At 45.0% G+C, this 24,198-nt stretch carries 20 protein-coding genes; 7 read left to right on the top strand and 13 right to left on the bottom strand.

Annotated features, from left to right (window positions below; all coding sequences use genetic code 11):
* Positions 1-98: 98 nt before the first annotated feature.
* Together OEU88_RS08750 and OEU88_RS08745 are read left to right on the top strand one after the other, a co-directional pair.
* Positions 99-677, top strand: coding sequence for a PH domain-containing protein (locus OEU88_RS08750; RefSeq protein WP_262694776.1), 579 nt, complete (start codon positions 99-101; stop codon positions 675-677).
* Positions 670-2,256, top strand: a complete 1,587-nt coding sequence (locus OEU88_RS08745) for a PH domain-containing protein (protein WP_262694775.1) — start codon at positions 670-672, stop codon at positions 2,254-2,256. The genes OEU88_RS08750 and OEU88_RS08745 overlap by 8 nt, the downstream gene beginning before the upstream one ends.
* Before the next feature lie 4 nt (positions 2,257-2,260).
* On the opposite strand, the gene OEU88_RS08740 is transcribed toward OEU88_RS08745, so the two are convergent.
* Both OEU88_RS08740 and OEU88_RS08735 read right to left on the bottom strand, forming a co-directional pair.
* Entirely contained in the window at positions 2,261-2,749 is a 489-nt protein-coding gene (locus OEU88_RS08740; RefSeq protein WP_262694774.1) for a MarR family winged helix-turn-helix transcriptional regulator, read from the bottom strand.
* A 20-nt stretch (positions 2,750-2,769) separates the two neighbouring features.
* Positions 2,770-3,924: an Acg family FMN-binding oxidoreductase gene (locus OEU88_RS08735; RefSeq protein WP_262694773.1), complete on the bottom strand. Its 1,155-nt coding sequence runs from the start codon at positions 3,922-3,924 to the stop codon at positions 2,770-2,772.
* A gap of 231 nt (positions 3,925-4,155) precedes the next feature.
* Here OEU88_RS08735 and OEU88_RS08730 point away from each other — a divergent pair, with 231 nt between their 5' ends.
* The gene (locus tag OEU88_RS08730; RefSeq protein ID WP_262694772.1) at positions 4,156-4,521 is read left to right on the top strand and encodes an energy transducer TonB; all 366 of its coding nucleotides are present in this window, start codon (positions 4,156-4,158) and stop codon (positions 4,519-4,521) included.
* 66 nt (positions 4,522-4,587) lie between these two features.
* On the opposite strand, the gene OEU88_RS08725 is transcribed toward OEU88_RS08730, so the two are convergent.
* The 8 genes from OEU88_RS08725 to OEU88_RS08690 form a co-directional block, all read right to left on the bottom strand.
* The gene (locus OEU88_RS08725) at positions 4,588-6,831 is read right to left on the bottom strand and encodes a xanthine dehydrogenase family protein molybdopterin-binding subunit (RefSeq protein WP_262694771.1); all 2,244 of its coding nucleotides are present in this window, start codon (positions 6,829-6,831) and stop codon (positions 4,588-4,590) included.
* Positions 6,831-7,283: a (2Fe-2S)-binding protein gene (locus OEU88_RS08720; protein WP_262694770.1), complete on the bottom strand. Its 453-nt coding sequence runs from the start codon at positions 7,281-7,283 to the stop codon at positions 6,831-6,833. Before OEU88_RS08720 ends, OEU88_RS08725 begins: the two co-directional genes overlap by 1 nt.
* A gap of 149 nt (positions 7,284-7,432) precedes the next feature.
* A complete protein-coding gene (yaaA, locus tag OEU88_RS08715) occupies positions 7,433-8,206 on the bottom strand; it encodes a peroxide stress protein YaaA (RefSeq protein WP_262694769.1) in 774 nt (257 codons plus the stop codon).
* A 57-nt stretch (positions 8,207-8,263) separates the two neighbouring features.
* A complete protein-coding gene (locus tag OEU88_RS08710; protein WP_262694768.1) occupies positions 8,264-9,475 on the bottom strand; it encodes an MFS transporter in 1,212 nt (403 codons plus the stop codon).
* Positions 9,476-9,590: 115 nt separating this feature from the next.
* Entirely contained in the window at positions 9,591-11,138 is a 1,548-nt protein-coding gene (locus OEU88_RS08705; protein WP_262694767.1) for a sensor histidine kinase, read from the bottom strand.
* Positions 11,139-11,314: 176 nt separating this feature from the next.
* The gene (locus tag OEU88_RS08700) at positions 11,315-11,734 is read right to left on the bottom strand and encodes a VOC family protein (RefSeq protein ID WP_262694766.1); all 420 of its coding nucleotides are present in this window, start codon (positions 11,732-11,734) and stop codon (positions 11,315-11,317) included.
* Positions 11,735-11,767: 33 nt separating this feature from the next.
* A complete protein-coding gene (locus OEU88_RS08695; protein WP_262694765.1) occupies positions 11,768-12,244 on the bottom strand; it encodes a GAF domain-containing protein in 477 nt (158 codons plus the stop codon).
* Positions 12,244-12,729 (bottom strand): GNAT family N-acetyltransferase, encoded by a 486-nt coding sequence (locus OEU88_RS08690; RefSeq protein WP_262694764.1) that lies wholly within the window; start codon positions 12,727-12,729, stop codon positions 12,244-12,246. The genes OEU88_RS08695 and OEU88_RS08690 overlap by 1 nt, the downstream gene beginning before the upstream one ends.
* Positions 12,730-12,872: 143 nt before the next feature.
* Between OEU88_RS08690 and OEU88_RS08685 the strand changes: the two genes are divergently transcribed.
* Entirely contained in the window at positions 12,873-13,439 is a 567-nt protein-coding gene (locus OEU88_RS08685; RefSeq protein ID WP_262694763.1) for a fused DSP-PTPase phosphatase/NAD kinase-like protein, read from the top strand.
* Positions 13,440-13,506: 67 nt separating this feature from the next.
* Here OEU88_RS08685 and OEU88_RS08680 read toward each other — a convergent pair whose 3' ends face one another.
* Positions 13,507-14,634 (bottom strand): pyridoxal-phosphate-dependent aminotransferase family protein, encoded by a 1,128-nt coding sequence (locus tag OEU88_RS08680; RefSeq protein WP_262694762.1) that lies wholly within the window; start codon positions 14,632-14,634, stop codon positions 13,507-13,509.
* Positions 14,635-14,802: 168 nt separating this feature from the next.
* Positions 14,803-16,560, bottom strand: a complete 1,758-nt coding sequence (locus tag OEU88_RS08675) for a sensor histidine kinase (protein WP_262694761.1) — start codon at positions 16,558-16,560, stop codon at positions 14,803-14,805.
* A 228-nt stretch (positions 16,561-16,788) separates the two neighbouring features.
* Between OEU88_RS08675 and OEU88_RS08670 the strand changes: the two genes are divergently transcribed.
* Complete coding sequence (locus OEU88_RS08670) at positions 16,789-17,502, top strand: response regulator (RefSeq protein ID WP_262694760.1); 714 nt, start codon at positions 16,789-16,791, stop codon at positions 17,500-17,502.
* Between the two features lie 32 nt (positions 17,503-17,534).
* On the opposite strand, the gene OEU88_RS08665 is transcribed toward OEU88_RS08670, so the two are convergent.
* Positions 17,535-20,489, bottom strand: a complete 2,955-nt coding sequence (locus OEU88_RS08665; protein ID WP_262694759.1) for an ATP-binding protein — start codon at positions 20,487-20,489, stop codon at positions 17,535-17,537.
* A 366-nt stretch (positions 20,490-20,855) separates the two neighbouring features.
* Between OEU88_RS08665 and OEU88_RS08660 the strand changes: the two genes are divergently transcribed.
* Together OEU88_RS08660 and OEU88_RS08655 are read left to right on the top strand one after the other, a co-directional pair.
* A complete protein-coding gene (locus OEU88_RS08660) occupies positions 20,856-23,321 on the top strand; it encodes an ABC transporter permease (RefSeq protein WP_262694758.1) in 2,466 nt (821 codons plus the stop codon).
* 138 nt (positions 23,322-23,459) lie between these two features.
* Positions 23,460-24,119 (top strand): alpha/beta hydrolase family protein, encoded by a 660-nt coding sequence (locus OEU88_RS08655; RefSeq protein ID WP_262694757.1) that lies wholly within the window; start codon positions 23,460-23,462, stop codon positions 24,117-24,119.
* Positions 24,120-24,198 lie beyond the last annotated feature (79 nt).

The raw sequence follows: 24,198 nt of genomic DNA, 5'->3' as shown, positions 1-24,198 counted from the left end.
TTAAAGCAAAGTGTCTTGTTGTTGGGCGTTTTATACCTACCTAATGTAAGATGCTACAAGCTTCGTAAAGAAAGTTGAGCAAGCGAGAGGAAATGAACATGACAGATGCAGATGTTTTCACCAATGAACAATTGCAATCAAGTGAAATACCGCATGCCAACGATTTTACTTTTGAGGCTTTGGAGAAACGTTACTGCACTCTGCTTCGCATCATCTGGTTCGGTGTATACGTACTTATACTAGGGGTTAACGGTGCCATCCGTTATCTTAATGACAATGCATTTGATGAAATCGCAAGTAGTGGCTACCTACCATTATTGTTTGCTATTGCTGCAGTCATTGCTGTCGCTGGCATTGTTGTCCCCTATCTTGTCTGGCGTTCAAGAGGTTTCCAACTTAGGGCCCATGACATCCACTATAAACATGGTGCCTTATGGAGGCATGTTACATATTTACCCTTCTGTCGTATCCAACATGTTGAGATTGAAAGCGGGCCGTTAGAGCGATTATGCAAGCTAAGCACACTTAAGTTTTACAGCGCAGGCGGCGGCAGTGCTGATATGAAAATACCCGGCCTCGGGTTTGCAACTGCAGCCAAGATACGCACCGTGGTTATGAGCTACGTTAGTGACAGCGCTGACGACACTCGCGATATACAAGAACAGCCACATGATTAAGAAGCTGGCCACAGTATTGAGTGCTCCCGCACCTTTAATGGATTTATCCAGTGTGCAATCGGACAAATGGCAACGACTGTCGCCTTTATCAATTATATATTTCGTTATTAAAAACGTCGTCGATACCGTTAAAGGCGGTATTCAAACATTCGCGATTGCCCCAGCTGCTATTTTGGCAACAACTGGCGAAAACCGTTGGTTATTTTTTGCTCTTTTTGCCTTAGGTTCCAGTTTGGCACTGATCATTGGATCGATCCTGAGTTACATAAATTTCAAATTTCGCATCGAAGGCAATAAGTTTCTGATACGTAGCGGTGTATTTAAACGCAAACGTCTAACGCTTAACTTTGATCGCATCCAGAATATCGCCTTTAGAGAACCTATCTACTTCCGCCCTTTTAACCTCATCATCCTCGCACTTGAAAGCGCAGGGTCTTCCGCAGAAGAAGTTAGTCTTGGCGGTGTTCCACGCATACTAGGCCAAGCAATCAGAAAGCATGTGCTCGAATACAAAGAAAGTGACCAGCATGTTGCCGAAGAAAAAATAAACACTTCAAGCAATGTTGACCCCGAAATTAAAACCACTCACGCAGAAGAAGAACTTCTGCAACATCCAATTTCTGAGCTTGTTCGCTATGGCATAAGCAACAATAACATCTGGGTTTTTGCTGGCTTACTCGCCGCCTTTCTATCTCAAATTGATGACTGGTGGTTGATGGATATAGTAGTGGACACTGCAGATAATGTAAGCGCTGCGGCTGGTGCCGGGCTATTGATTATTGCACTTTTTATTGTAGCAAGCATCTTCTTGATACTGGCGGCACTCATGATTGCCAGCGTTCTTGGGGCTGTAATCGTCAATTACAATTACCGATTAACTTATGCCGATGGTAGATTTCATCGTACTCGTGGACTGCTGGAACGGCAGGAAACCAGTTTACCCGAGGTAAAGATACAGAATATTATAATTGCACAGCCACTGATTGCCAAACTATTGCGGCGTTCGCACATTACAGTTGGGCAAATTGGGTTCAAAAGCAAAAAAGACAATAATCGCAGCAAGAAATTCATCATTCCCAGTGTTCAAACAAACTTCATTAATAGCCTAACGCAAAGACTGTATGTCGACACGACAATACATCAAACCATACTGAGCAACATCAGCAAGAAATTCATTGTGCGGCATACCTTATTCAGTGTGATGCCCATCGCGTTAATTGTGGCAGGCTTTTGGGTGTATCCACTAGGCTGGCTCGCAGTTATTCCGCTTTTAGCGCCGGCTTTTGCGGCACCATTAATTACGCTCCGATGGAAAAGGTATGGCTATGCAACTGATGATCATGTGGGTTTAGTTCAATCCGGTTTTTTTGGGCTCCAAAAAACTATCTTCCCTTTTCACAAGGTGCAGTCGGTTCGAATGACTCGCACACCCGGGCAATTACGGCACGGCTTGGCAACATTAGAAATTATGCTGGCAGGCAAAACCGTAACCATACCTTACATGGCCCATGAAGATGCTACCCATTGGCGAGATAGAATTTTATATGTGGTGGAAACAAGTAAAGAGCCATGGATGTAACCAACTACCTGTTTTCATCCAGATAAATCCGCACGCGCTCCAACAAGGGTCGAGCTTGCTCAAACAGTTCCGTACCCAGATCGTCTCGTATTTTCTCGAACAAAGGAGCCAATGCTTGCAGTGCCTCGGCGCGCGCAGCAATACCTTGCTGGGTGATTTTCACAACCTTGCCCCGGCCATCAGCCTCGTTGGGTTGGATTTCAACAAACCCTTTTGCTTCCAGCTTTTGCAGCGTGTTTGTCATTGATGGTCGTTTAACCTGAAATGCGCTGGCAAGTTGTGCAGGGCTTTCCAAACGGCCAAGACGTACCATATGATTTAATACGCCAAACTGTGACTTGTTCAAAGATGCAGGCAAAACATGACTTAACTGCGTTGTCACCAGTTGTTCCATAATGCCTAACTCATTGAAGAAATGATAAACGGCATTAATATCCGCATCAGCTTCATCAGCTTCTGCGCCAGGAAGATTAATATTGGAGCCATCTTGCATCAGAGAACAATCTCTTTGATTTACACCTTATTCAAAAGGCAGTTTTCCACAGCCCATCTTGGACTTGGCGGTGTTTCTGGTCCATAGCCAATTCGCCCAAACATCTGTATGCGTTTCGGGGCATCAACTGCAAGCATTTCATGTAACTCGCTATAAACCTGCCTCATCTCCTTATATTCCTGCAGTGCCTGACTGAGTGGATGAACACCAACGCCTAACTTCGCAGCTTTAAGATTTAGCATCACCCATGCACGACCAGCCGCCAACTGGGAACGACGACTATTGTCTGGTGTTGTCACCCAAACATAACCCATCGCAGAAAACATCAGGCCACGATACATATCCAGTCCTTGTTGGAATGCAGTTGAGTTTTGGTCTGCCAATTGGGCACGATCCAACATGCCAACATGAGCTAGCAGCTCTAGCATGGGGCCACCAAGGTCAATACCATCAGGGTTTGCATTAATTTCTGCTTTGCCAATACGCATCAGGTCAATGCTTTCTTGCATTGTTCGTGGGGTTAAGGCCTCAACCAAGTATGCGCGCCATGTAAGGTCTCGCAGGGCGGCAAGCTTTGCAGGATTGACTACACCAGAAATCTCGACACCATCAGGCATATCATCAATTAACTCAGCAATCACCTTTTCAGATACATTGTGCATCGTGTCATATGGCTCTTTATTTGAACGGCGTCGTTTAATTTGCTCAAACAACTTGCTTTGCGGCGCGCCCTTGTCTTCAACCATTTTTAATTGGGTAATAACCCGGCCATCAAGCCGAGGTGTAGATTCTCCTTGCGGAAATTCATCAACAATCACTCGGTAGCCAAAATGATTAGCAGCAAGCTCAAAAAGGCCCACAAAGCAACCAAGACCAATTGTAATTTGACGATCAAACGGATCTGTTTCAGGCAAGCGTTTATCAAGGTCACACAGAAGGTTAACTTCTCCCGCGATCGAAAGGTCTGCAAGCCAAGGCTGACGGTTATGCGGATTAGGTGCAAGCACTGCATATGAAAGAGCCTTCAGGCGGATGTCGTCATACGCATGGGCATCATCATTCCATGGAAGCAAAGCATTGTCAGGCCTGCGTGTGGCAGCAAAGTAGCCCACACCAAGGCCTGTAACCACCATGGACGCCGCGCCCACCTTTAATAGCTGTCGTCTATTTAACATTTGAATGCCTTCTCTAGTTAGCTATCTAACTATATAATTAGATAGCTAACTAAATCAAGATCAAATAACCCCATCATCAATTACCGCGGAGATGCATGGCAGCTATGCGCTCATAATTTTAGTGTCATTTAGTTGTTACGAAGCTGCAATTGTTTGTGTGTAGTGAAAGAGGCGAGGCATTAAGCCTCACATAAAAGCCCCCAAGGTACATCGACAAAAAGGAATAAAGTGATGAGATCCCCGACATTTAAACTTGCTGCAGCTTTATCAATATTTGTATTCGCAGGCACAGCCAACGCAAATGAACCCATGAAAGACTGGGAAAACAGATTACGCACAAAAATTGCAGCTACCAATAGCTACCCTACAGAGGCGATCAACGAAGGTGCTGAAGGCACAGTTAAAATGCGCCTGAAATTTGCCCAAACAGGCAATGTTGAAGGTGTAGAGCTTGTCGAAAAGTCTGGTTTTGAAATACTGGATCGTAAAGCATTTCAAATGGCACTACGCATTCAAGGAATGCCTGCATTACCTGAAGGTCGCAAACAAATTTCTTTGATTGTTCCCTTAACTTTTTCACTAACCGACAATAGTTAACCTGTGAAATACGGCATAAAAAAACGGGGCGCATGCGCCCCGTTTGATATCGTTATCAACACAAGCTTAAGCCATAAGTTGGTCTCTGATTGGCAATCTGCGGATACGCTTGCCTGTGGCAGCAAAAATCGCATTGGCTAACGCAGGCGCCACAGGCGGTACACCTGGTTCACCAACACCACCTGGTGGTGCATCAACATCCATAATGGCCACCTCAACATGCGGCGCTTCATCAATACGGCATACAGGATACGTATCATAGTTACCTTGGACGATTGCGCCGTTTTCAGCAGTAATTTCACCGTGCAAGGCAATAGTCATACCAAATAAAACGGCACCTTCCATTTGCGACTTCACACGATCAGGGTTAACTGCCAATCCGCAATCCACCGCCATCCAAGCACGCGGCACCTTAAGCTCACCGCTGTCACTTACATCAACTTCTATCGCACTGGCGACATAAGACACAAAACTGCGGTGCACGGAGATACCAATGGCTTTACCTTTAGGCATATCCTTGCCGTATCCAGACATATCGACAACCTTTTTCAATACTGCTTTAAGTCGTGCCGTATCAATAGGGTGCGTCTCTTTTGACATGCCATAGTTGCCGTATTCAACGCCTTCACTAGTAGGGTCAACAATCCGGTCAGAGCCAATAAGCTCCATCCACAAATCGTCAGTACGCTTGCCTTCGCCTTGCGCTATCTCATCAACAAATGAACCAAGGGCAAATGCTTGTTGAATGTTGGCAACAGAACGAACCCACCCAATGCGCACGTGTGCTTTCGCATCACCGGAATTAACCTGAAGATTATCAATCTCAAACGGAATATCCGTAAGACCAAGGCCCATTTCAAAACCGCCCGGCCCAGTAGCGGCTGGATCAAACGTGCCACCGATAGAAGGATAGGCTGCCTTGTGTTTCCACGCCGTTACCTTGCCATCTTTAACGGCAGCATGCGTACGCTGGGCTGCAATGGTGTGATAGTAACCGTGACGCATGTCATCTTCACGCATCCATACCATTTTAACCGGTTTACCAGTGTGTTTAGCTAGCAGCGCAGCCTCTACGGCAAAATCAGGTTTAGATTTACGACCAAATGCACCACCTAACAATGTTGCTTCAACGTAAATTTCTTCTGGTTTTTTTCCAACATAAGCGGCAACCGTGTTCTGGACGCTTTGTGGATCCTGACAACACACCCACATCTGCAAGTCATCGCCTTGCCACTCTGCTGTCGCTGATGGTGGTTCCATAGGTGCATGGCTTTGGTGCGGCACAAAATAATCCGCTTGATACGTTTTATCAGCACTTTCCAGCGCTGCGTCTGCATTACCACGAGTCAAAAACGCATTGTCTTTGCCGTCAATAGATTGCCACAACGCTTGCTCAAAAGCAGTTGTGTCATAATCTGCATTGTCACCGCCTTCAAAAGTGGCATTCAGTGCTTCACGACCTTTGAGTGCCGCCCATGTATTGGTTGCGACAACAGCGACGCCGCCAAGAGGTTTAAAAGAAAAACCACCAGACAGTGTTGGCAGCTCGACAACATCAACCACGCCGTCAACGGCCATGGCAGCAGCCTTGTCAAAGGTATTGATTTTGCCACCAGCTACTGGCGGGCGGGCAGCAACCGCAAACAACATACCGTCACGCATAACGTCCTGCCCAAACTGGGAACTACCGGTAATAATGTCATTCATATAAATATTGCGCACCGGCTTACCGATATATTTGCGCATATTTTTTGCTTTAAACGTCAACGTATCATTAGCCGGCACAGGTAGTTCAGAAGCAGCATCTACAAAATGAGCAAAGTCTTCCGAAGCGCCGGTTACTTTGTTGATAAGACGGTGGTTTTCAGCGTCCACATCAGATACAGCAACACCCCACTCATTTGCAGCAGCCTGCACAAGCATTGCACGCGCAGCGGCACCAGCTTGTTGGAATGCGGTGAAAAACATGCGGATGGATGTTGAGCCGTCTGTATTTTGATCACCAAATTTTTTATCGCCGTAAGCAGGCATAAAATTAATACGCGACCAATCTGCATCTAACTCGTCAGCAATAATTTGAGGCAACCCTGTTCGGCTACCCTGCCCCATTTCAACACGGTGAATCTGGATATTAACTGTACCATCAGTATCCAGCATCAAATACACAGAACTGCTTAATCCTGTATCTTCAGAATGAGCGTCTGCAATAACTGAGCGTGAAATAATAGGAGCCGCTAGCACAAGGCCAGAAACCGCCCCCATACCCTGTAGAACTTTACGGCGCGACAGGTTCTTCATTTGAATAGTCATTACGCATCTCCCGCTACAGAACGGATCGCAGCTTTAATACGCTGGTATGTGCCACACCGACAGATATTGCCGTACATGGCATCATCAATTTCCTGATCAGTCGGATTTGGGTTTTCCGACAAAAGCGAGGCGGCCTGCATAATTTGACCAGCCTGGCAATAACCGCATTGCGGCACATCATTTTCAGCCCAAGCCTCTTGGAGTGCATGAAGTGTCTCGCCGCTGGCTAACCCTTCAATGGTTTTAATCTCCGTACCATCGACGTCTTCCATAAAAGTTTGGCAAGACCGCACTGCGACACCGTCCACATGCACAGTACAAGCACCACAAAGCCCGGCACCGCAGCCAAACTTTGTGCCTGTCATGCCTTCAATATCACGCAGATACCACAGTAAAGGCATCTCGCCGTCACCGTTATATTCAATGGCCTGACCATTAATCTTTGCTTTCACGAAACAATTCCTCACTTCATATTTAACTTCCCGGTGGGCACTATAGCGCATGAACGGTACGCACTAAAACAACTAAAGCATCTTTATTCAAAAAATATTGCATTTTTGAATAAAGATGCTTCGAAATACATACCAATAGTTTAGTATTACTAGGGCTGAGGCCTCTTGAATATCAAGCGATCATCGCTCGAATCGGCTTCGCTATATCTGTAACCACCTTCATTAAACTTCTTCAAAGTATCAGGCGTATCAATTCGGTTATCAATGATGTACCGCGTCATAGTTCCGCGTGCTTTCTTAGCAAGGAACGAAATAACGCGGGCACGCCCATCTTTCACCTCTTGGAATACTGGTGTGATGATGCTTGCGTTAAGAGACTTTGGCTTCACTGCCTTAAAATACTCATTCGATGCCAAGTTGATAAGCACTTTTGAATCATGTTGTTTCAATTCTTTATCAAGCGCTTTGGCAAGGCGATCGTCCCAAAATTCATATAGATTTTTACCGCGCTCATTTTTGAATTTGATACCCATTTCAAGCCTATAGGCTTGCATCAAGTCCAACGGTTTCAACAGGCCATAAAGACCAGACAAAATACGCACATGTTCATTTGCAAACGCACGATCTTCATCATTCAATGAGCTGGCTTCAAGGCCAACATAAACATCACCCTGAAACGCATCGATAGCTGACCTGGCGTTTGAGGTAGTGAAAGGCGCCTTAAAAGCCTTGAACCTTTTTACATTTAATTCCGCGAGCGCTTCAGAAATACCCATCAAAGAACGCAGGTCGCCGGCCTTAAGTGTTTTTGCTGTTTTAATCAGCTTCTTGGATTGCGATAGGAACTGTGGTTGGTCACCTGATTCCGTATGGTTTTCACTATCGAAATCCAGCTTTTTAGCTGGGGAAAGAACTACAAGCATTCATCGAACCTCAAATTAAATTAGCATTCACCCGGAAACTCAGGGATTGAACAGTGACTAGGTAGAGATTGAAAACTCACCTTGTCGACCACGCACTGCCCATAGAATAGTAACTGTTGCAGCAATAACAAGCATCACAAATGCAGCTTGGTTCACAATTTGCCATCCGAAGTAACGTAAAATGATGCCCGCAGCGAGTGAAGATGCCGCCGATGAGCCAAAAACAAGCATTTCATTAAGCCCTTGAACACGACCTTTTTCGCTAGCACGGTGAACGCGTGTTAGCAGTGTAGTGCCACCGATAAAACAGAAGTTCCATCCTAAACCAAGCGCGATTAACGCAATAGAGAAATCACCAATTGTAATGCCGGATAAAGCAGTCATAAACGCAACAGCAAACATGGATTGCCCTAAAAGCAAAATAGGCAAGATACCAAACCGCGTAATCAAACTACCTGTGAAGAAACTTGGAAAAAACATTGCCATGGCATGTGCTGTAATCACATTAGCACTCACACCTGCCGTAAAGCCGCATATTTGCATTGCAAGCGGTGTCGCTGTCATGACAAAGGTCATCATTGCATACCCAAGTGCACCGTTGATCGCAGCAACCAAAAAAGCAGGTTGCTTGATAATCTGCGTCATTGGACGCTGAGCTTCTTCGCCCTCTGGTCCATCATTATTATCTTTGGCATCGGTGCCTACATTAACGCCGTGACCAATAGGCTTGAGAAAAAGCAACGGTAGCAGAGCCAATGTGGCAACAAAGGCCGTGAATATGAACGCGCCCACAAATGTATGCGGCGCGAGTAATGTGTTAAAAAACCCATTACCAACCGGGGTGAGAACAGCAGCGAACAAGCCACCAGCCAAAACAAGCGAGATAGCACGCGGTGCTTTTGGCGTATCTACGCTTTCGCCAGCAGCAAAGCGGTAGTATTGAGCACTAGCCTGAAAAGACCCGATGAATAAACTTGCAAAACAGAACAACGGAAAACTGCCAATATACAAACCAAACGCAGCGATCGCGCCGCCAGCGACTCCACTGGTTGCTCCTGTCAGAAAAACTCTTTTCCTGCCATACTTTTGCATCAATAGGGATATAGGACCGGTTGCTAGCGCAGTTGTGATCAGGCTCAACGAAATTGGCAACGTAGCAAGCGCAGGGTCAGCAGCAATTAATTTACCAGACAAACCTGCAAAGGTAATCATGGTTAGGCTGTATGCGAGAAAACAGGCCTGCGAAGCCATTAACAAAAATACATTCATACGAATTACCAATCCAGTTGCCGGTCATCACTAAACCGGCTCTCGCTGACAAGCAAGAATAGAAGGGCATTCGACAGTGAACGTTAATGTGAAGGCGTAACAAACAAAAGAAAGCTTAGATGACATTTTCTGCTTTGTTATCTACGGGGCGCTCCTGAACACGTGCGGCAGGCATACGAATGGTAAACATCGTACCTTTATTCTTGTCGCTGGAAACCGAAACGGTGCCTTGATGCATATCAACAAAAGCTTTTACCAACGACAAGCCCAAACCCGTTCCTTCATGATTACGACTCAGCGCCGTGGAGGACCGCACAAACGGCGAGAAGATCATATCCATCTCTTCTTTAGGAATACCAATGCCGCGATCAATAACAACAATTTCCATGCTGCCGTCATCTGTAACAGCAGCAGAAAAGCGCACACCCTCAGCACCAGACGGGGTAAATTTGATCGCGTTAGTTAACAGATTCAAGACCGACTGCTTCAATCGCAACCTGTCTCCATATATATCTGGCAAATCGTCACTGACATCCAGTGATACAGTGATGCCTTTTTGCGCTGCTTGCCCTGCTATCAATGTCTGGCTTTCTTTAAGTAGCCGAATAACATCAACATATTCTTCTTCGATTTGAAACTGTCCGGCTTCAATCTTGGCCAAATCTAACACTTCACCCAGCACATCAGATAAATGCTCACTCGAATACCTTATATCTTTAAGGTATTCCCGGTATTTATCATGACCAATCGGTCCAAACATCTGATCCGACATAATACTGGAAAACCCGATAATAGCATTAAGCGGGGTACGTAGCTCATGGCTTACGTTGGCAAGAAACACGCTTTTGGCGCGGTTTGCAGCCTCAGCCTGTTCCTTGGTTAACAACAATTCGACCGAAGTTTTCTTTGCTCGTTCAACCTCCTGCTCCAGCTCCCACGAACGCTTACGCAGCGTATCTTCAGACGATGAAAGTGCCTTGTTAGTTGATCGCAGGTTATCAAGCAGGACCTGAACCGCATCAAATGACAAGTTGATTTGCCGCGCGAGCATACCAAGCTCGTCTTTCTCGTTACGTTTGCGAATATTGATACGCTTCTCGCCGGGCTTTTCAGGATTAATATCAGAAATTTCCCGTGCCATTTCAGCCATTGGCTTAGTAAGTCCTTGATGGAACGCAAAATACAACAGCAGAACCAGCAAAAGGTTACGAACCAAGCCCGTCATAAAGGTTGTCGTTGCTCTTGCAAAAAACGGCTGCAAGCCGACAGCACGATCAATAACGACTTCAAGTCGGCCAGGACGTTCAGCCATAGTATCTGGTAAATTCAGCCGATGACGATGGGTTGAAAAATCTTCAATGAGCACACGCGCATAGTCAGTCCCTGTACCGCCAAGCTCTTTGGTGTCACGCCGATCACCGGCGAGCACAGAGCCTAAATCATCCATAATTGTTGCCTCGGCAACATAGTCATAGACCATCAGGCCAGAAACAACTTCTTGTGCGAGGTCACTATCAAGAATAAGCACAGCACGTGTTGCAGCCTTTTCCGCAACCTGAAGGCTCTCTTGTACTTTTTGATCCAGCACATCACCTTCTTCAAGGTAATCAAGATACACCTGGCCTGCAGACAAGATAAAACCAACAGTAAAAGCAATTATCACTGCTGTTCTTGCTAGCTTGAAAGAAATCTTATGATTCCATCGAAGTTGCAAAAAAATCCCCTAATATCGCTACTACACAACTACCTACGGCAGGAAGAATAAAAAAAGATTAATTATTACAGTTTTTGTTAAACTTCGCCTGACTCCGTGTAACTAACACCTTTTCATATGATTTTCTACCATTCACCCGTGTTTGGCATTGAAGCCCACGGTTCTTGTGGCGGTAAAGGCTCGCCTTTTTGCAAGAGCTCTATGGAAATATTATCAGGACTACGCACAAATGCCATATATCCGTCACGCGGCGGTCGATTGATAATCACTCCGCTTTCCATTAAATGGGCGCACTTTTCATAGATATTATCAACAAGGTATGCCAAATGGCCAAAATTGCGGCCATCTGGATATGGTTCAGAGTCCCAGTTATATGTCAACTCAACCTGTGCATCTTCCGCGGCATGGGCTGCTAGAAACACTAGTGTGAAGCGTCCAGCTGGCACATCCTTACGACTAACTTCAACCAGCCCTAACTTGCCGCAGTAGAATGCAAGCGATTCGTCTAAATCCGTGACCCGTACCATCGTGTGCAAATACTTCATGTAATCAACTCTCTTGTGTCATTTTCACGGCTATCAATCTTCTATGGGTGCAAAGATGTCATTGATGATTTTCTCAAGCCATTGCTGGTCTTCAATATCAAATGCTGCCTTGCTGGTCGAATCTACATCAAACACCGCAATCAGGTTGCCATCACCATCCACAACCGGAACAACAATTTCAGAGTTGGTCAAAGCATCGCACGCAATATGGTTTTGGATAGCGTGCACATCATCCACAATCTGAGTTTGTTTTGTTTGTGCAGCCGTACCGCAAACACCGCGTCCAAACTGGATACGCAAACATCCAAGTGTGCCTTGGTATGGCCCGACAACAAGCTCTTCGGGATTTTGCGGGTCTACCACGTAAAACCCTGTCCAGAAGAACCGATCTGGGAAAGCAAGCGATAGCAGGCATGAAATTGTTGCCATTTGTGCGATTTGATTGGTCTCACCATCAAGTACGGCAAGAATTTGACCATGAATTGTTTTATAGGCTTCAGCTTTACGCATCACATATTTTCCAAATATTGCTGTAACTTCTCGGCGTCCATTGAAAAATGCAAAACGCCAGTTTCTTCTTCCGCCTTTATATGGTTATAGAAACCTATGGCAACATCGTTATCATCAAGAGCCGACCAGTTAAGACCACTATAACCGCCGCTAACGGCAAGGTCAGCTACAAAGGCGAAGAGCTGCGTACCGAGACCTTGCCCTCTGTAGTCATCAACGATCAACATGTCTTCCAGGTACAGTGACCTCTCGCCCTTAAAGCTCGAAAAACGTTGTGCAACTACGGCAAATGCAGCTGCCTTTTCATCGACAAATCCAATGTAAGCATCAGCGAGCTTGCTTTCACCAAACAATAGTTGTTCAAGGCTTGCATCAGTGACAGTCGCGGCCTCAGGACGGCGCTCATGGCTCGCGAGCGCACGAATAAAATCAATTAACATTGCAACATCCGCACGTGCGGCTTTTCTAAAATTCAAGTGTGTCATTACAATATGTCCCTAATTCAAGGCTGCGATAAAGTTACACATCTCTATCAAAACTAAGATATTAAGCTTATCCTTCTTACATCCACGAAGAGACTATTAACAAATAATAAGCGCTTTTCACCTAAGGCATCAGGGAGAACATAATGCAAAAACTATTTGCGACGATGATTATTCTAATCGGCTGGGCAACATCAACATTATCCAACGAGCCTCAACCACTGCCGCATAAGCTGGATGCAGACGGTTTTCAGGATGTCTTAGCCCAAACAGGCAATGTGTTTATCGCTGGACAGCCAAGTATTCAGGGCCTTGAACGCATGGCAAAACAAGGTGTAAAAACCGTGATCAGTTTTAGAACGCCGGATGAAATGAATGATAGATCCATCGTTCCGTTTGATGAAGCAAAGCAGTCAAACGCACTCGGCATGCGGTATGTCAACATTCCACTTGGCGGCAACCAACATCCATATTCACCCGAAGCGCTAGAAGTCTTTGCCAAAGTCATGGATGAGGCTGATGGTAAAGCCCTCATTCACTGCACTGTTGCGTGGCGCGCCAGTCATATGTGGGCAGCCTATTTGGTAAAGCATAAAGGCATGAATGTTAATGAAGCGGCAGCACATGGGCGTGCTGTAAATATGGGCACTCCTCCAATGGAATCATTATTAGGCGGCAACGTCACCTATAGTGTTCCAACCCAAAACGACTAAGAAAACCTTTAGCTCAGGACATTATCTTCATTGTCCCGAGCTTCCCTGATTGGTAGGCAAAACGAGTCTATTGATTATCCACAGCATTAATTGAATCTGAGAGCGCAGTTAAGCACCTATCAACACTTTCAGGACGTGCACTGTTACCCATCAAACCAATTCTCCACACTTTACCGGCAAGAGGCCCAAGGCCTGCGCCAATCTCAATGCCATGATCCGATAACATGCGGCTACGCACTTTCGCTTCATCGATGCCTTCAGGCACATTAACGGTGTTGAGTTGAGGCAGACGAACTGACTCGTCCACAAACAACGAAAGCCCCATCTTATCAAGGCCTGCAACCAATTGCTGATGTACGGCCGCATGGCGCCCGATTGTTTCATTAAGACCTTCTTCAAATAGCATAACAAGAGATTCGTGCAGACCATACAACGCATTTACAGGCGCTGTGTGATGGTAACTGCGGCCTCCATCGCCCTCCCAATAGTTCATAACTAATGTGAGATCCAAGAACCAGCTTCGCACAAGGGTTTTACGGTTTTTGATTTTATCCAGCGCAGCTTCAGAAAAAGAAACCGGAGACAAACCAGGAGTGCACGACAAACATTTCTGCGAACCTGAATAAACGGCGTCTACACCCCAGGCATCTACCTCAAGGTCGATACCTGCAAGGCTTGTAACAGCATCCATGATCGTCAGACAATCGTGGTTACGTGCTAAACGGCATATAGATTCAGCATCAGCCCGAACACCTGTAGACGTTTCAGCATGCACAAACGCAAGAAGGCTGGCATCAGGGTTATCTTTTAGTATTTCTTCAATTTTGTTTAAGTCAGGAGCCTTGCCCCATTCCACGTCAACTACAATGGGTATGCCCCCTGCACGCATCACGTTATGCCGCATCCGCTCCCCAAAAACACCGTTCTTTACAACAACAACGCGGTCACCTTCTTCGACCAAATTTACGAAACAGCTTTCCATTCCGGCTGAACCTGGTGCGGAAACTGGAAATGTCATGCGGTTTTTTGTCTTATAAGCGCGCTTGAGGCCGGATTTAATTTCTTCCATCAGGTTTTGAAAATCAGGGTCTAAATGACCAAGCGTTGGACGCGACATAGCCTCCAAAATACGCGAATGCACGTCAGACGGACCAGGGCCCATGAGCAAGCGCTTCTGAGGGTAAAATGATTGCATTAATAACTCCTGACTTCATATAAAGGAAAGGCATCCCGAGGTTGCTTCCTGCTACTCCTAGCGATATTTCCTCATATGGTTTGTTTGCAGATAAAATCTATTAAAAGATTAAATATGATTAGAAATATTGCGCTTGGGGTAAATAGTTTGAAGTGCGCAGCCTGTGCTTTATTGCGCCTCGTTCTCGGTGATTGGTATCCGCAACCGTACAACTGTGCCTACACCCTTCTCTGAATAGATATACATTTTTCCATTCAAAACTGCTGCAAGACGTCTCACAAGAGGCAAGCCCAGGCCTGCACCAGCAATTTTTTTTGTGTGCCCCAGTCCTTCGCCTTGCTCAAACAACTGCTCCGCTCGCGAAATTTCAGCATCGCTCATGCCAATACCTGTATCACATACTTCGATCATCAACTGACCGTTTACTATCTTGGCAAAAACATCCACTTTGCCTTCGTCAGGTGTAAACTTGACTGCATTTGAAACAAGGTTAACAAGCATCTGCCTGATAATTTTCTCATCACTTTTGATCCGTACATTTTGGACGCTAACATTCAACACAATATGTTTTTCATCAGCAGCATGCTTATTGATACTGATTGCCGGATCAATACATTCATTTAGTTGAAATGTAGACTTCTGCACCTCAAAATTACCTGCCTCAAGCTCCGAAAGGTCTAGAATATCATTGATAAGAATGAGTAGATGGTGCCCGCTAGCTTGAATAAGATTAAGATGTTCAGCACGCTGTTCTTCAGTAACGTCGGGCTGGGATTTAAGTATTTCAGTGTAACCCAACACAGCATTAAGCGGCGTTCTGATTTCATGGCTCATTGACGCAAGGAAGGTTGACTTTGATCTATTTGCCGCTTCCGCCGCCTCTTTAGCCACCATCAATTTAGCCGTTTGGTCTGTGACCATCTGCTTAAGATACTCTTTTTGTTCCTTTAGTCGCTTATCATGCCGCGCCAATTCCTGCATCATCTCTGTAAATGTTTGGTATAGCTGGCCAATTTCATCAACACGTCCATGAACTGCAGAGCGATCATATGCGCTGATTTTGAAAGCGTTTGTATTCTTAACAGCCTCATCGTAACCACGTTCTCGGATACGGGTTGCCATTGCAGTAACAACTTGTAATGGCTCAAGCCATCGGTGCAAAAGCGTTGCGGCGACAACGAGTGTCAAAAACGTGACACCCGCTACCAACAATCCTGAGCGCAACATAGTAAGGCGGGCCTGTTTATGAACACTTTCTAGTGAAAGTCCGACCTGCACCATACCAATAAGCGTTCTATCATTAGAGAAAACGACACCAACTTCTGTCTCTCCGTCAATGTCCACATCAAGTATGCCATCATACGTCTCATACCAAACCGGAACAGCAACGTGATAACCATCGAAAGACTCTTCGCCTCTTACAGGAGTGCCCAAATTTGTTTGCCTTGCCGCTGTAAGGCCCGTTGTTAGCACGCTCTTGATAAGTGCATCGTTAAACACAAGTTTTTCGATGCTCCATGCCCCCGGTAAAATAGGTGTCCCCACTTCATCGACAATCCAAATGTAACGAACGTCATCTTGTTCCATATATGAAGCGGCAAGCTGAATTAGAGTGAGGCGATCAGATAACAACACGCCAAATTGAGCACTTTCAGCTACATTTTCGGCAATTGATTGTGCACGTTTCTGAATTTCTGACATCAGTAGGTTATTTACTGACTGATAGAAAACATAACTCAGAGAGCCACTCAGTACGACAATAAGGCCCAGCAAAAAAACCGCTGCACTTTGCTTCATCGATAGAAAACGCCCTACCCTGAGCCAGCGTTCTCTTTGTACACCACTAATAATCGGATCTGGAATATCGGCTTTGCTTACAGGCCGATTGCTGGCAAAATCGCTATTAAGCAATGGCTGTGCTTTCATTGTTGTACTTCATTTACCAAAACTAATTATACATCATCGGCCTTAAATGTCGTCATTTTCATAACACAACATTCATTTCAGCCCATAATGGACTATTTAAATGTCGACATAAGTCGTTAATTACTTTCATCATTTGAATATATAAGTATTTATTGTTTAACATGTATCAAAAGAAGCTTGCTATATAAGTGTCTGAATGTGAGCGTGGTTTCATAGTGGGGTAAAAACTTGGAAACACAAAAACATATCCTGTTAGTTGACGACGAAGAAGATATTCGCGAACCCATTAGCGTTTATCTGGAAGCGCAAGGATTTCGTGTTAGCACCGCGTCAGATGCTGAGCAGGCTCTCGAGAGTGTCAGCAAAGAACAACCTGACCTTGCTATTCTTGATATTATGCTTGGTCAAACAGACGGGTTTACTCTGTTCAGGGAAATGCAAAAAATAGTCACTGTTCCAGTTATCTTCCTGTCTGGAAGAGCTGAGGAAACCGAGCGCATCATTGGTCTTGAACTAGGCGCTGATGACTATGTTGTTAAACCATTTAATCCACGTGAACTGCTTGCGCGCATCCGCGCTGTTTTACGCAGAGCAGCGGACAAAGCCGCGACATCTCCAACTCAAGCGGTATCAGACCGTATGGGCAAATGGCGCTTTGACCACGCCAACCAAGAGCTAGTTGGTGAAGACGGGGAATCTATTGTCTTAAGTACTGGTGAAGCACGATTGCTGAAAGTCTTTCTGGAAAACCCAAATACTGTGCTTAGCCGCGACCAGCTTCTTGAATTGTCTCAAGGTCGTCAAGCTGGCCTGTTTGATCGTAGTATCGACAATTATATTAGCCGTATTCGTAAAAAAATAGAAAAAGACCCCAGCCAACCTCGTCTGATAAAAACTGCTTGGGGCGGTGGTTATTCATTTAATCAAAACAGCGAAAGCTAACGTAACTATAGCTACGAGGCGCGGTTATGATTTTAAGGCTTGTTGCTTTCTACTAAGTTATACAGCATCAACTCCAAGTCCTCCGGCAAGAAAGGCTTGCCAAGGGAAGGCCTCTCACAAGTATCCAAAAACTCTCGAACCTGCTCAGACAAATTATTACCAGTGACAAATCCGGTACGTTTTTCCATGTGTGGGTATTGTGTCTTGATCACCTCAAACAACTGAGGTCCGTCCATATCTGGCATACGCAAATCACTTAACATGCAATCAAATGCCTGTGCCTCCAGCTCTTGTAAAGCTTGTTCACCTGAATTTGCACTTACGACCTCATGCCCTTGAAGGATCAACATATCTTCAAGAACCTCACGCACCGCAGGATCATCATCAACTATTAAAATATTATATGGCCCATTACATTTAATTCTATCATCAGCAACTACATCTGCACTTGGTTGTATATCACTGAATGGTAACGTTATTAAAAAATGTGCGCCCGCATCGTCAGGCACCAACGTTATTTCCCCGCCTTGTGCCTGAATAATATTGCGCACCAGCGACAAGCCCATCCCTGTGCCTTCCCCTACCTTTTTAGTTGAGAAAAACGGTTCGAATATACGGTCACGAATATCAGCCGGAATGCCGGGCCCATTATCTGCGATATGTAGCTCTATCCTTTCATTTTCCTCATCAACATTCGCTGATAAAGTAATTTTTCGCTCACCATCAAGTCCCGCCAGTGCATGTTGCGCGTTAATGACCAGATTAATAATCGCTTGCGCAAACTGATCTGGGTCACCCACAATTTGCGGCAACCGTGCCGGCAATTCAGCGACCAATTCAACCTTATATTCCTGCAGTCCGAAGCTAGTGATCTCCATTGCTTGCTCAATACATTCAAGTAAATCGAAAGCAACAGTTTCACCGGGGCTTTTACGTGCCATATCAAGGAAAGATCGGACAATTTTTGAACACCTATCGGCAGCGTTAGTGATTTTTTCTATTCGGCTTTGTACTGCTTCGTCTTGGCTTGACATACCCAAAACATGGGCGTTGGCAACCACAACAGTTAGGGGGTTGTTAAGCTCGTGCGCCACACCCGCCAACAATGTTCCGAGCGCATTCAATTTTTCACTCTGGAACAATGCCTGTCGCTGAACAGCCAGTTCAGTAGTCAGTTCATGGATATTCGTTATATCGATAAAACTAATCACGCGGGCCGCTTCGCCTGAATATGTAATATTTTGGCTTGATAACAATGCTGGGAAAATTTCACCGCCCTTCTTGGTTAACTGCACTTCTTGCAACGCATTTTCAGTTTCACTGTCAATGCTACTGGGCGCTTCATCTGCAGAGAGAACATCTAAAGGCAAAAATTTATCAGCCTCATAACCAATCAAATCATCGCTCTCGTCAGCAAGAACGGAGGTGGCAGCCCGGCTCGCAAACATTACACGCATATCTGCATTATTAGTCACGATAACAGGGAAAGATTGGCTACCCAGAATTTCCCTCAGTTTTGCTTCGTTTTGCTCCATTTCAAGTTCAAGCAGGCGTCTGTTCGTAATATCGCTGGCAAAAGTAACAAAACCGCCACCGTCAACCGGCTCAACAGCCATTTCGTACCATTTTCCATCGTCTAATTTAGAGACAGAGTTGGTAGATTGACGTGTTTCAATCGCATTAATTGCATCATGCACTAATGCACTTCTTTCCAGCATGGAGAAATCTTTAAAGCTATCATAACGACGCATTAGATTACCCATTAGTTTTTCAACGCTTTGTTTTTCTATCCATTTGGTTTCTTTTTGATGCACTTTCTCATAATTCTTGTTGCAGGCAACAAGTTGATTGTTGCGATCAAAGAAAGCAAAACCAATAGGCAATGAATTAATTGCAGCCTCTAATCGTGCGCGCGCATTCGATAATTGCGTTACATCACGGGCAATCATAATTTGACCACCAGAGCGCAGATACGCTGCATCAACTATATAATTACGGTTTGCGCTACTCACGATTTCGATAGATGCTCCCGTCGTCAGCGCATGACTAAACTTGCGAAGTAGATGTTGCCCGTTTTTCACTTTTTCATTGTCAATGGTGGCAAAGCTTTTGGTATAAAGCTCGAACAATTCAACTGAACGCTTACCAACAATGCTGTCTTTGGTTCTCTGCATGAGCGTGGCAAACGCTTCATTGCATGTCACAATGACACCCTTGCCATCATCAATAGCGACAACGTCAGGAATAGCCTCGATAACATCCTGCAGGGTACCCCAAGTTTTCTCGGTGTCTTCACGCAGCTTTACTTCTTGATATTCTGTAAGGTCTTCTGCCTGTTTAGCCAAATCGGCAGCAACCATCGAAAGCATCAAAAGACCCAAAACCACAACGGTGGATGGCAACACCAGAAACAGAAGCAACTGATACCGCGCCAATTCCTCAGGTGAAGCTTCTTGACCAAAGCCAAATCCGTATAATGCCCCAGACAATGCAACTGCCGCAAACAATACATACCCAACGATACTGGCCCATTCAATCGAACGCTTTGGTCGCGGCACATCATAAATAACCCAAGCAATCCACATGAATAGCATCGCTGTAATAGTCGGAAGGATAACAGCATTTACACCCGCATGAGGCTGTTCAAAAGTGAACCATGCGGACACTCCACACACAGCAATAACGACACCAGACTGTAGGGGAAGGTATATATGTTTTTCTAGCCGTTGCCGATAACCTAACAACGCCAACACAGGTGCTAACACACCTAAAAATGTTGAAGAGAGCCAATGCAAGTAACTACTAGCTAACCAACCACGGGACCAGGCAAAGTTAATAGCGAGGTCTGCAGCCAATACAGCAAAAACAATTGCCCAGGTTAGAACGTGCTTCTGTTCACCAAATGCACGCCAGGCAACAAACAGGATCGTGCACAAAGCGCCACATGTCAGCAGAAGTGACAGGATAACTAATGAAGTTTGTTCCATTATGGGGTTCCGCTCAGCGCAACGAACATACGTTTCTCAGAAATGATATTTTGTTATATTTAAATGCCAGCCTCATACACATGATACTTGCATCAATTCTCAATTAGCTTACTCACCCAAAAACAATCTACAACCAACCATGCAAGTCTAGCAAGGTCATAGTATCCAACCCTAAATTAGAATAATGTTAATGCCATAAATGTTCATAATCGAACATCTAATGTCCGCTTTCGAACAGCCACCTCAAAACATCCACAGCAGAACCATTCTAACATATTGTAATTTAAAGGTTTAATCGAACTTTATTGGTGGCACGCTTATTGCTGATTACTTGTCTAAATTACAAATGCGGCAAAGGAGCTCAACATGCTAAAAGCATATTTGAAGATGACCCTTAGATCATTGATAAAACGTCGACTTTATAGCGCGATCAGCGTTATTGGGTTGGGTGTTGGCTTTGGAATTGCCGCTCTCATTATGCTATTTTTGCGTTACGAAACCAGTTTCGACACCATGCATAATGATCATGAACGAATGTATCGTTTGAACTGGGTCAATGTTGGTACAGGTGCGCGGTTTGCAACATTCTTTAACCCTTTGTCGCCTTCAATTGCCGCTGCACTACCGGATAAGATAGAAGCAGTAACTCGAATTGCTCCAGGTGAAGAATTACTAACTGTGGGTGATAAAAGCCAATATGAAGTCGTTACATTTGTCGACCCTAATTTCTTCGATATGTTTTCATATGGCAATATTGAAGGCAGTGCTCAAAGTGCCATTCAGCAAGCTAGAAATGCCGTTATAACCAAAGCTGCAGCACAGAAACTGTTTGGTACTACTTCTGCTATTGGAAAAACATTTACGCTTGATGGCAATGAAGACTTTAACGTAGCAGCTGTCATTGAGAACAACCCATCGAATAGCCATCACATATCAAACATCTTCATTAATATGGAACTACTACCAACCATTTGGGGTTGGCCAGGCATATGGCAAAGCAACGGCTCCGACCAACTTTATCACTATGTAAAACTTACACAGGGTACAAATGCAGCCGACGTAGAAGATGCTGCACTAAACTATTTGATCAACAATGCATTTGATGATGCACGTGAATGGCTGCGCATACCGTTACAGCCAATAACCGATATTCATTTCAACACTGAACTTCAAAATGAGATGCCAATACGCGACACGATAACAGGCCTTGTCAAAACGCCGCGTCAATCAAGCGATATATACATCTTCTTAATCGTTGGTTTACTAACATTATCAATCGCTGCATTTAATTTCATGAACCTGCAAGTAGTACAGGTGTCCAACCGTTTGCGAGAGATCGGTGTTCGCAAAGTGCTAGGCGCTTCTGGAAATAGTGTCACAAGCCTGTTCATTGCCGAATCGATGTTCCTATGTCTAGTGGGGTTAGTTGTTGGCATTTTACTAACCGAGCTATCACTACCCATATTCAACCAATTGGTCGGAACCTCAATACAATCTCAAATGCTCTATGAGTTAGAAACCATTGGCGCTATGACAATCACAGCTGTCGTTATTGCTGTCCTTGCAGGCTCTTACCCAGCATTAATAGCATCAAAACTAAAACCTTCACGTGCCCTATACGGCGAGGTTGCCCAGAACGTCGGTCCGGCAAAAATACGCGCCGGCTTAATGCTGTTACAGTTTTCAATCGCTACAGGATTAATCATTGCAAGCGCAGTCGTTGGCAAGCAGATCAACTTTGCTTTCTCAAAACCTTTGGGATTTGATGCTACGGGTGTCGTGAGCGTTTTCACATCAAGCAGTATTGCTAGAAGTGCTTATCCAACGATAAAAACACAGCTTGAGCAAAATCCAGCAATCAAGTCTGTTTCATATGCCAACATCATTCCTTCGCAGGATTTATCTAATGGGTGGGGGTATGGCACAAACCCGAATGACCCTGAGCAAACCGTTAGCACCCGCGTGGTCAATATGGGGTACAACTCCTTTGAGATATTGGGCATGGAAATGGCTGCTGGCCGTAGTTTTACTGAAGACTTCCCTGCCGATGAAATGCGTAATTTAACGCCAGAGCAACCGCATGCCAGCGCCGGCCTCATTTTAAATGAAACAGCCGCACGTGCCGCTGGTTGGACCAATGTCGCTGACGCCATCGGCAAACCACTTGTCTCAGGCTATACTAATGACGGTGTTGATTACAGTTATGACTTCACTGTGGTTGGGGTTGTGAAAGATGCTCATTATCGGTCCATTCGATCACCGATCGCACCACTTTCATACATGTTGCAGGACGGTTCACGTCAGATGATTATCAAGATTGACACTACGCGCGAAGTAGAAGCCCTCGCCGCGATAGATGCCGCCTGGAGTACACAGGTACCTGACGTGCCAATTCGCAGATCTATACTAGCTGACGACTATGCTGCTTTTTATGCAGGTGAAAACCGTACATTCAGCCTGATCATAAGTTTCGCAAGTATAGCCGTTATGATTTCATGCATTGGTTTGTATGGTCTAACAACTTACATGGTGGAGCGCCGCATCAAGGAGGTTGGCATTAGAAAAGTGCTAGGCGCAACAATCGCTCAAATCGTAACGTTACTGTCTTGGGACTATACCAAGCTTGTCATTATCGCAACTTTGTTAGTCTGGCCTGCCGCTTGGTATTTGATGCGCGATTGGCTTACGGGCTTTGCATACAGAGCAGAGCTTGAACTGTCTTTATTCCTCATTGCCAGCAGTATTACGCTACTGATGGCTGCAATCACTACATCCGTTAGAACGTATGCAGCGGCAAGAATGAATCCAATCATCGCATTGAGGCGGGAATAAAGCTCTAGTCGGAGTTTATTTCGGCTAAAACAATCAGGCTACAGTCCATCACTGGCAGATACGGCTTGTTAGCCTGGATGCACACAACGCTAAAAGCATTGATAATCTCTCACATATATTCAGTGTAGGAGATTATCAATGATACGTTGTATCAACCTGTTTGTTTTGTGTGTCTTTTGGGCGTTACCTGTATATGGGCAACAATCCTTACCGCCAGCAGTCGCGGACCGCGAGGAAGTATTTGAAACACCTCAAGGCAAACAAATCATGATAAAATATCACTTACCTGATCACTTTGACCAACAAGCGTCATATCCGGTCATGATAACTCCCGGGAACTTTTTCCTTAAAAATGACCCAGCTTTGCATGGCTGGGTTATGATTGAGGCCTTCTTTGGTAAAACTGGCTTTAACAACGATGATATACGCAGTGTCATCAATCATCTGCATGAACTTATCGACGTTAGAAATGATAAATTACATATGATGAGCTATTCAGCCAACAGCGGAGTTATGTTCCGTGTTGCCGCGGCTTTCCCTAATGATTTTGCTGGTTTACTAACAATTCCGGGGCACCCACGCAACCGTGGCCAATTCGAGAAACTAAAAGATATGCGAATACGCTTTATCGTCGGAGAACGCGATTCATACTGGTTAAAAGAAGCGCAAAAAGCACACGACACTTTCAAGAATATGGGTACCGATACTGAGTTGGAAATTGTTGATAATGGCGGTCACGTTCTCGAAAAACTGGCCGGGAAACCGCTGTATGACCGTATTAATCGCTGGTTTCCATAACTAACCTCTAATGCATCGCATATACTGTCAAAGAGCGGCGTTGCTCCTTGTATGGAGATCAGCCAAATAATGGGATTAA

This window comes from Kordiimonas aquimaris, assembly GCF_025574485.1.
Lineage (GTDB): Bacteria > Pseudomonadota > Alphaproteobacteria > Sphingomonadales > Kordiimonadaceae > Kordiimonas > Kordiimonas aquimaris.
The sequence above is the reverse complement of the archived record's forward strand: the minus strand, read 5'-3'. Positions and strand labels throughout refer to the sequence as shown.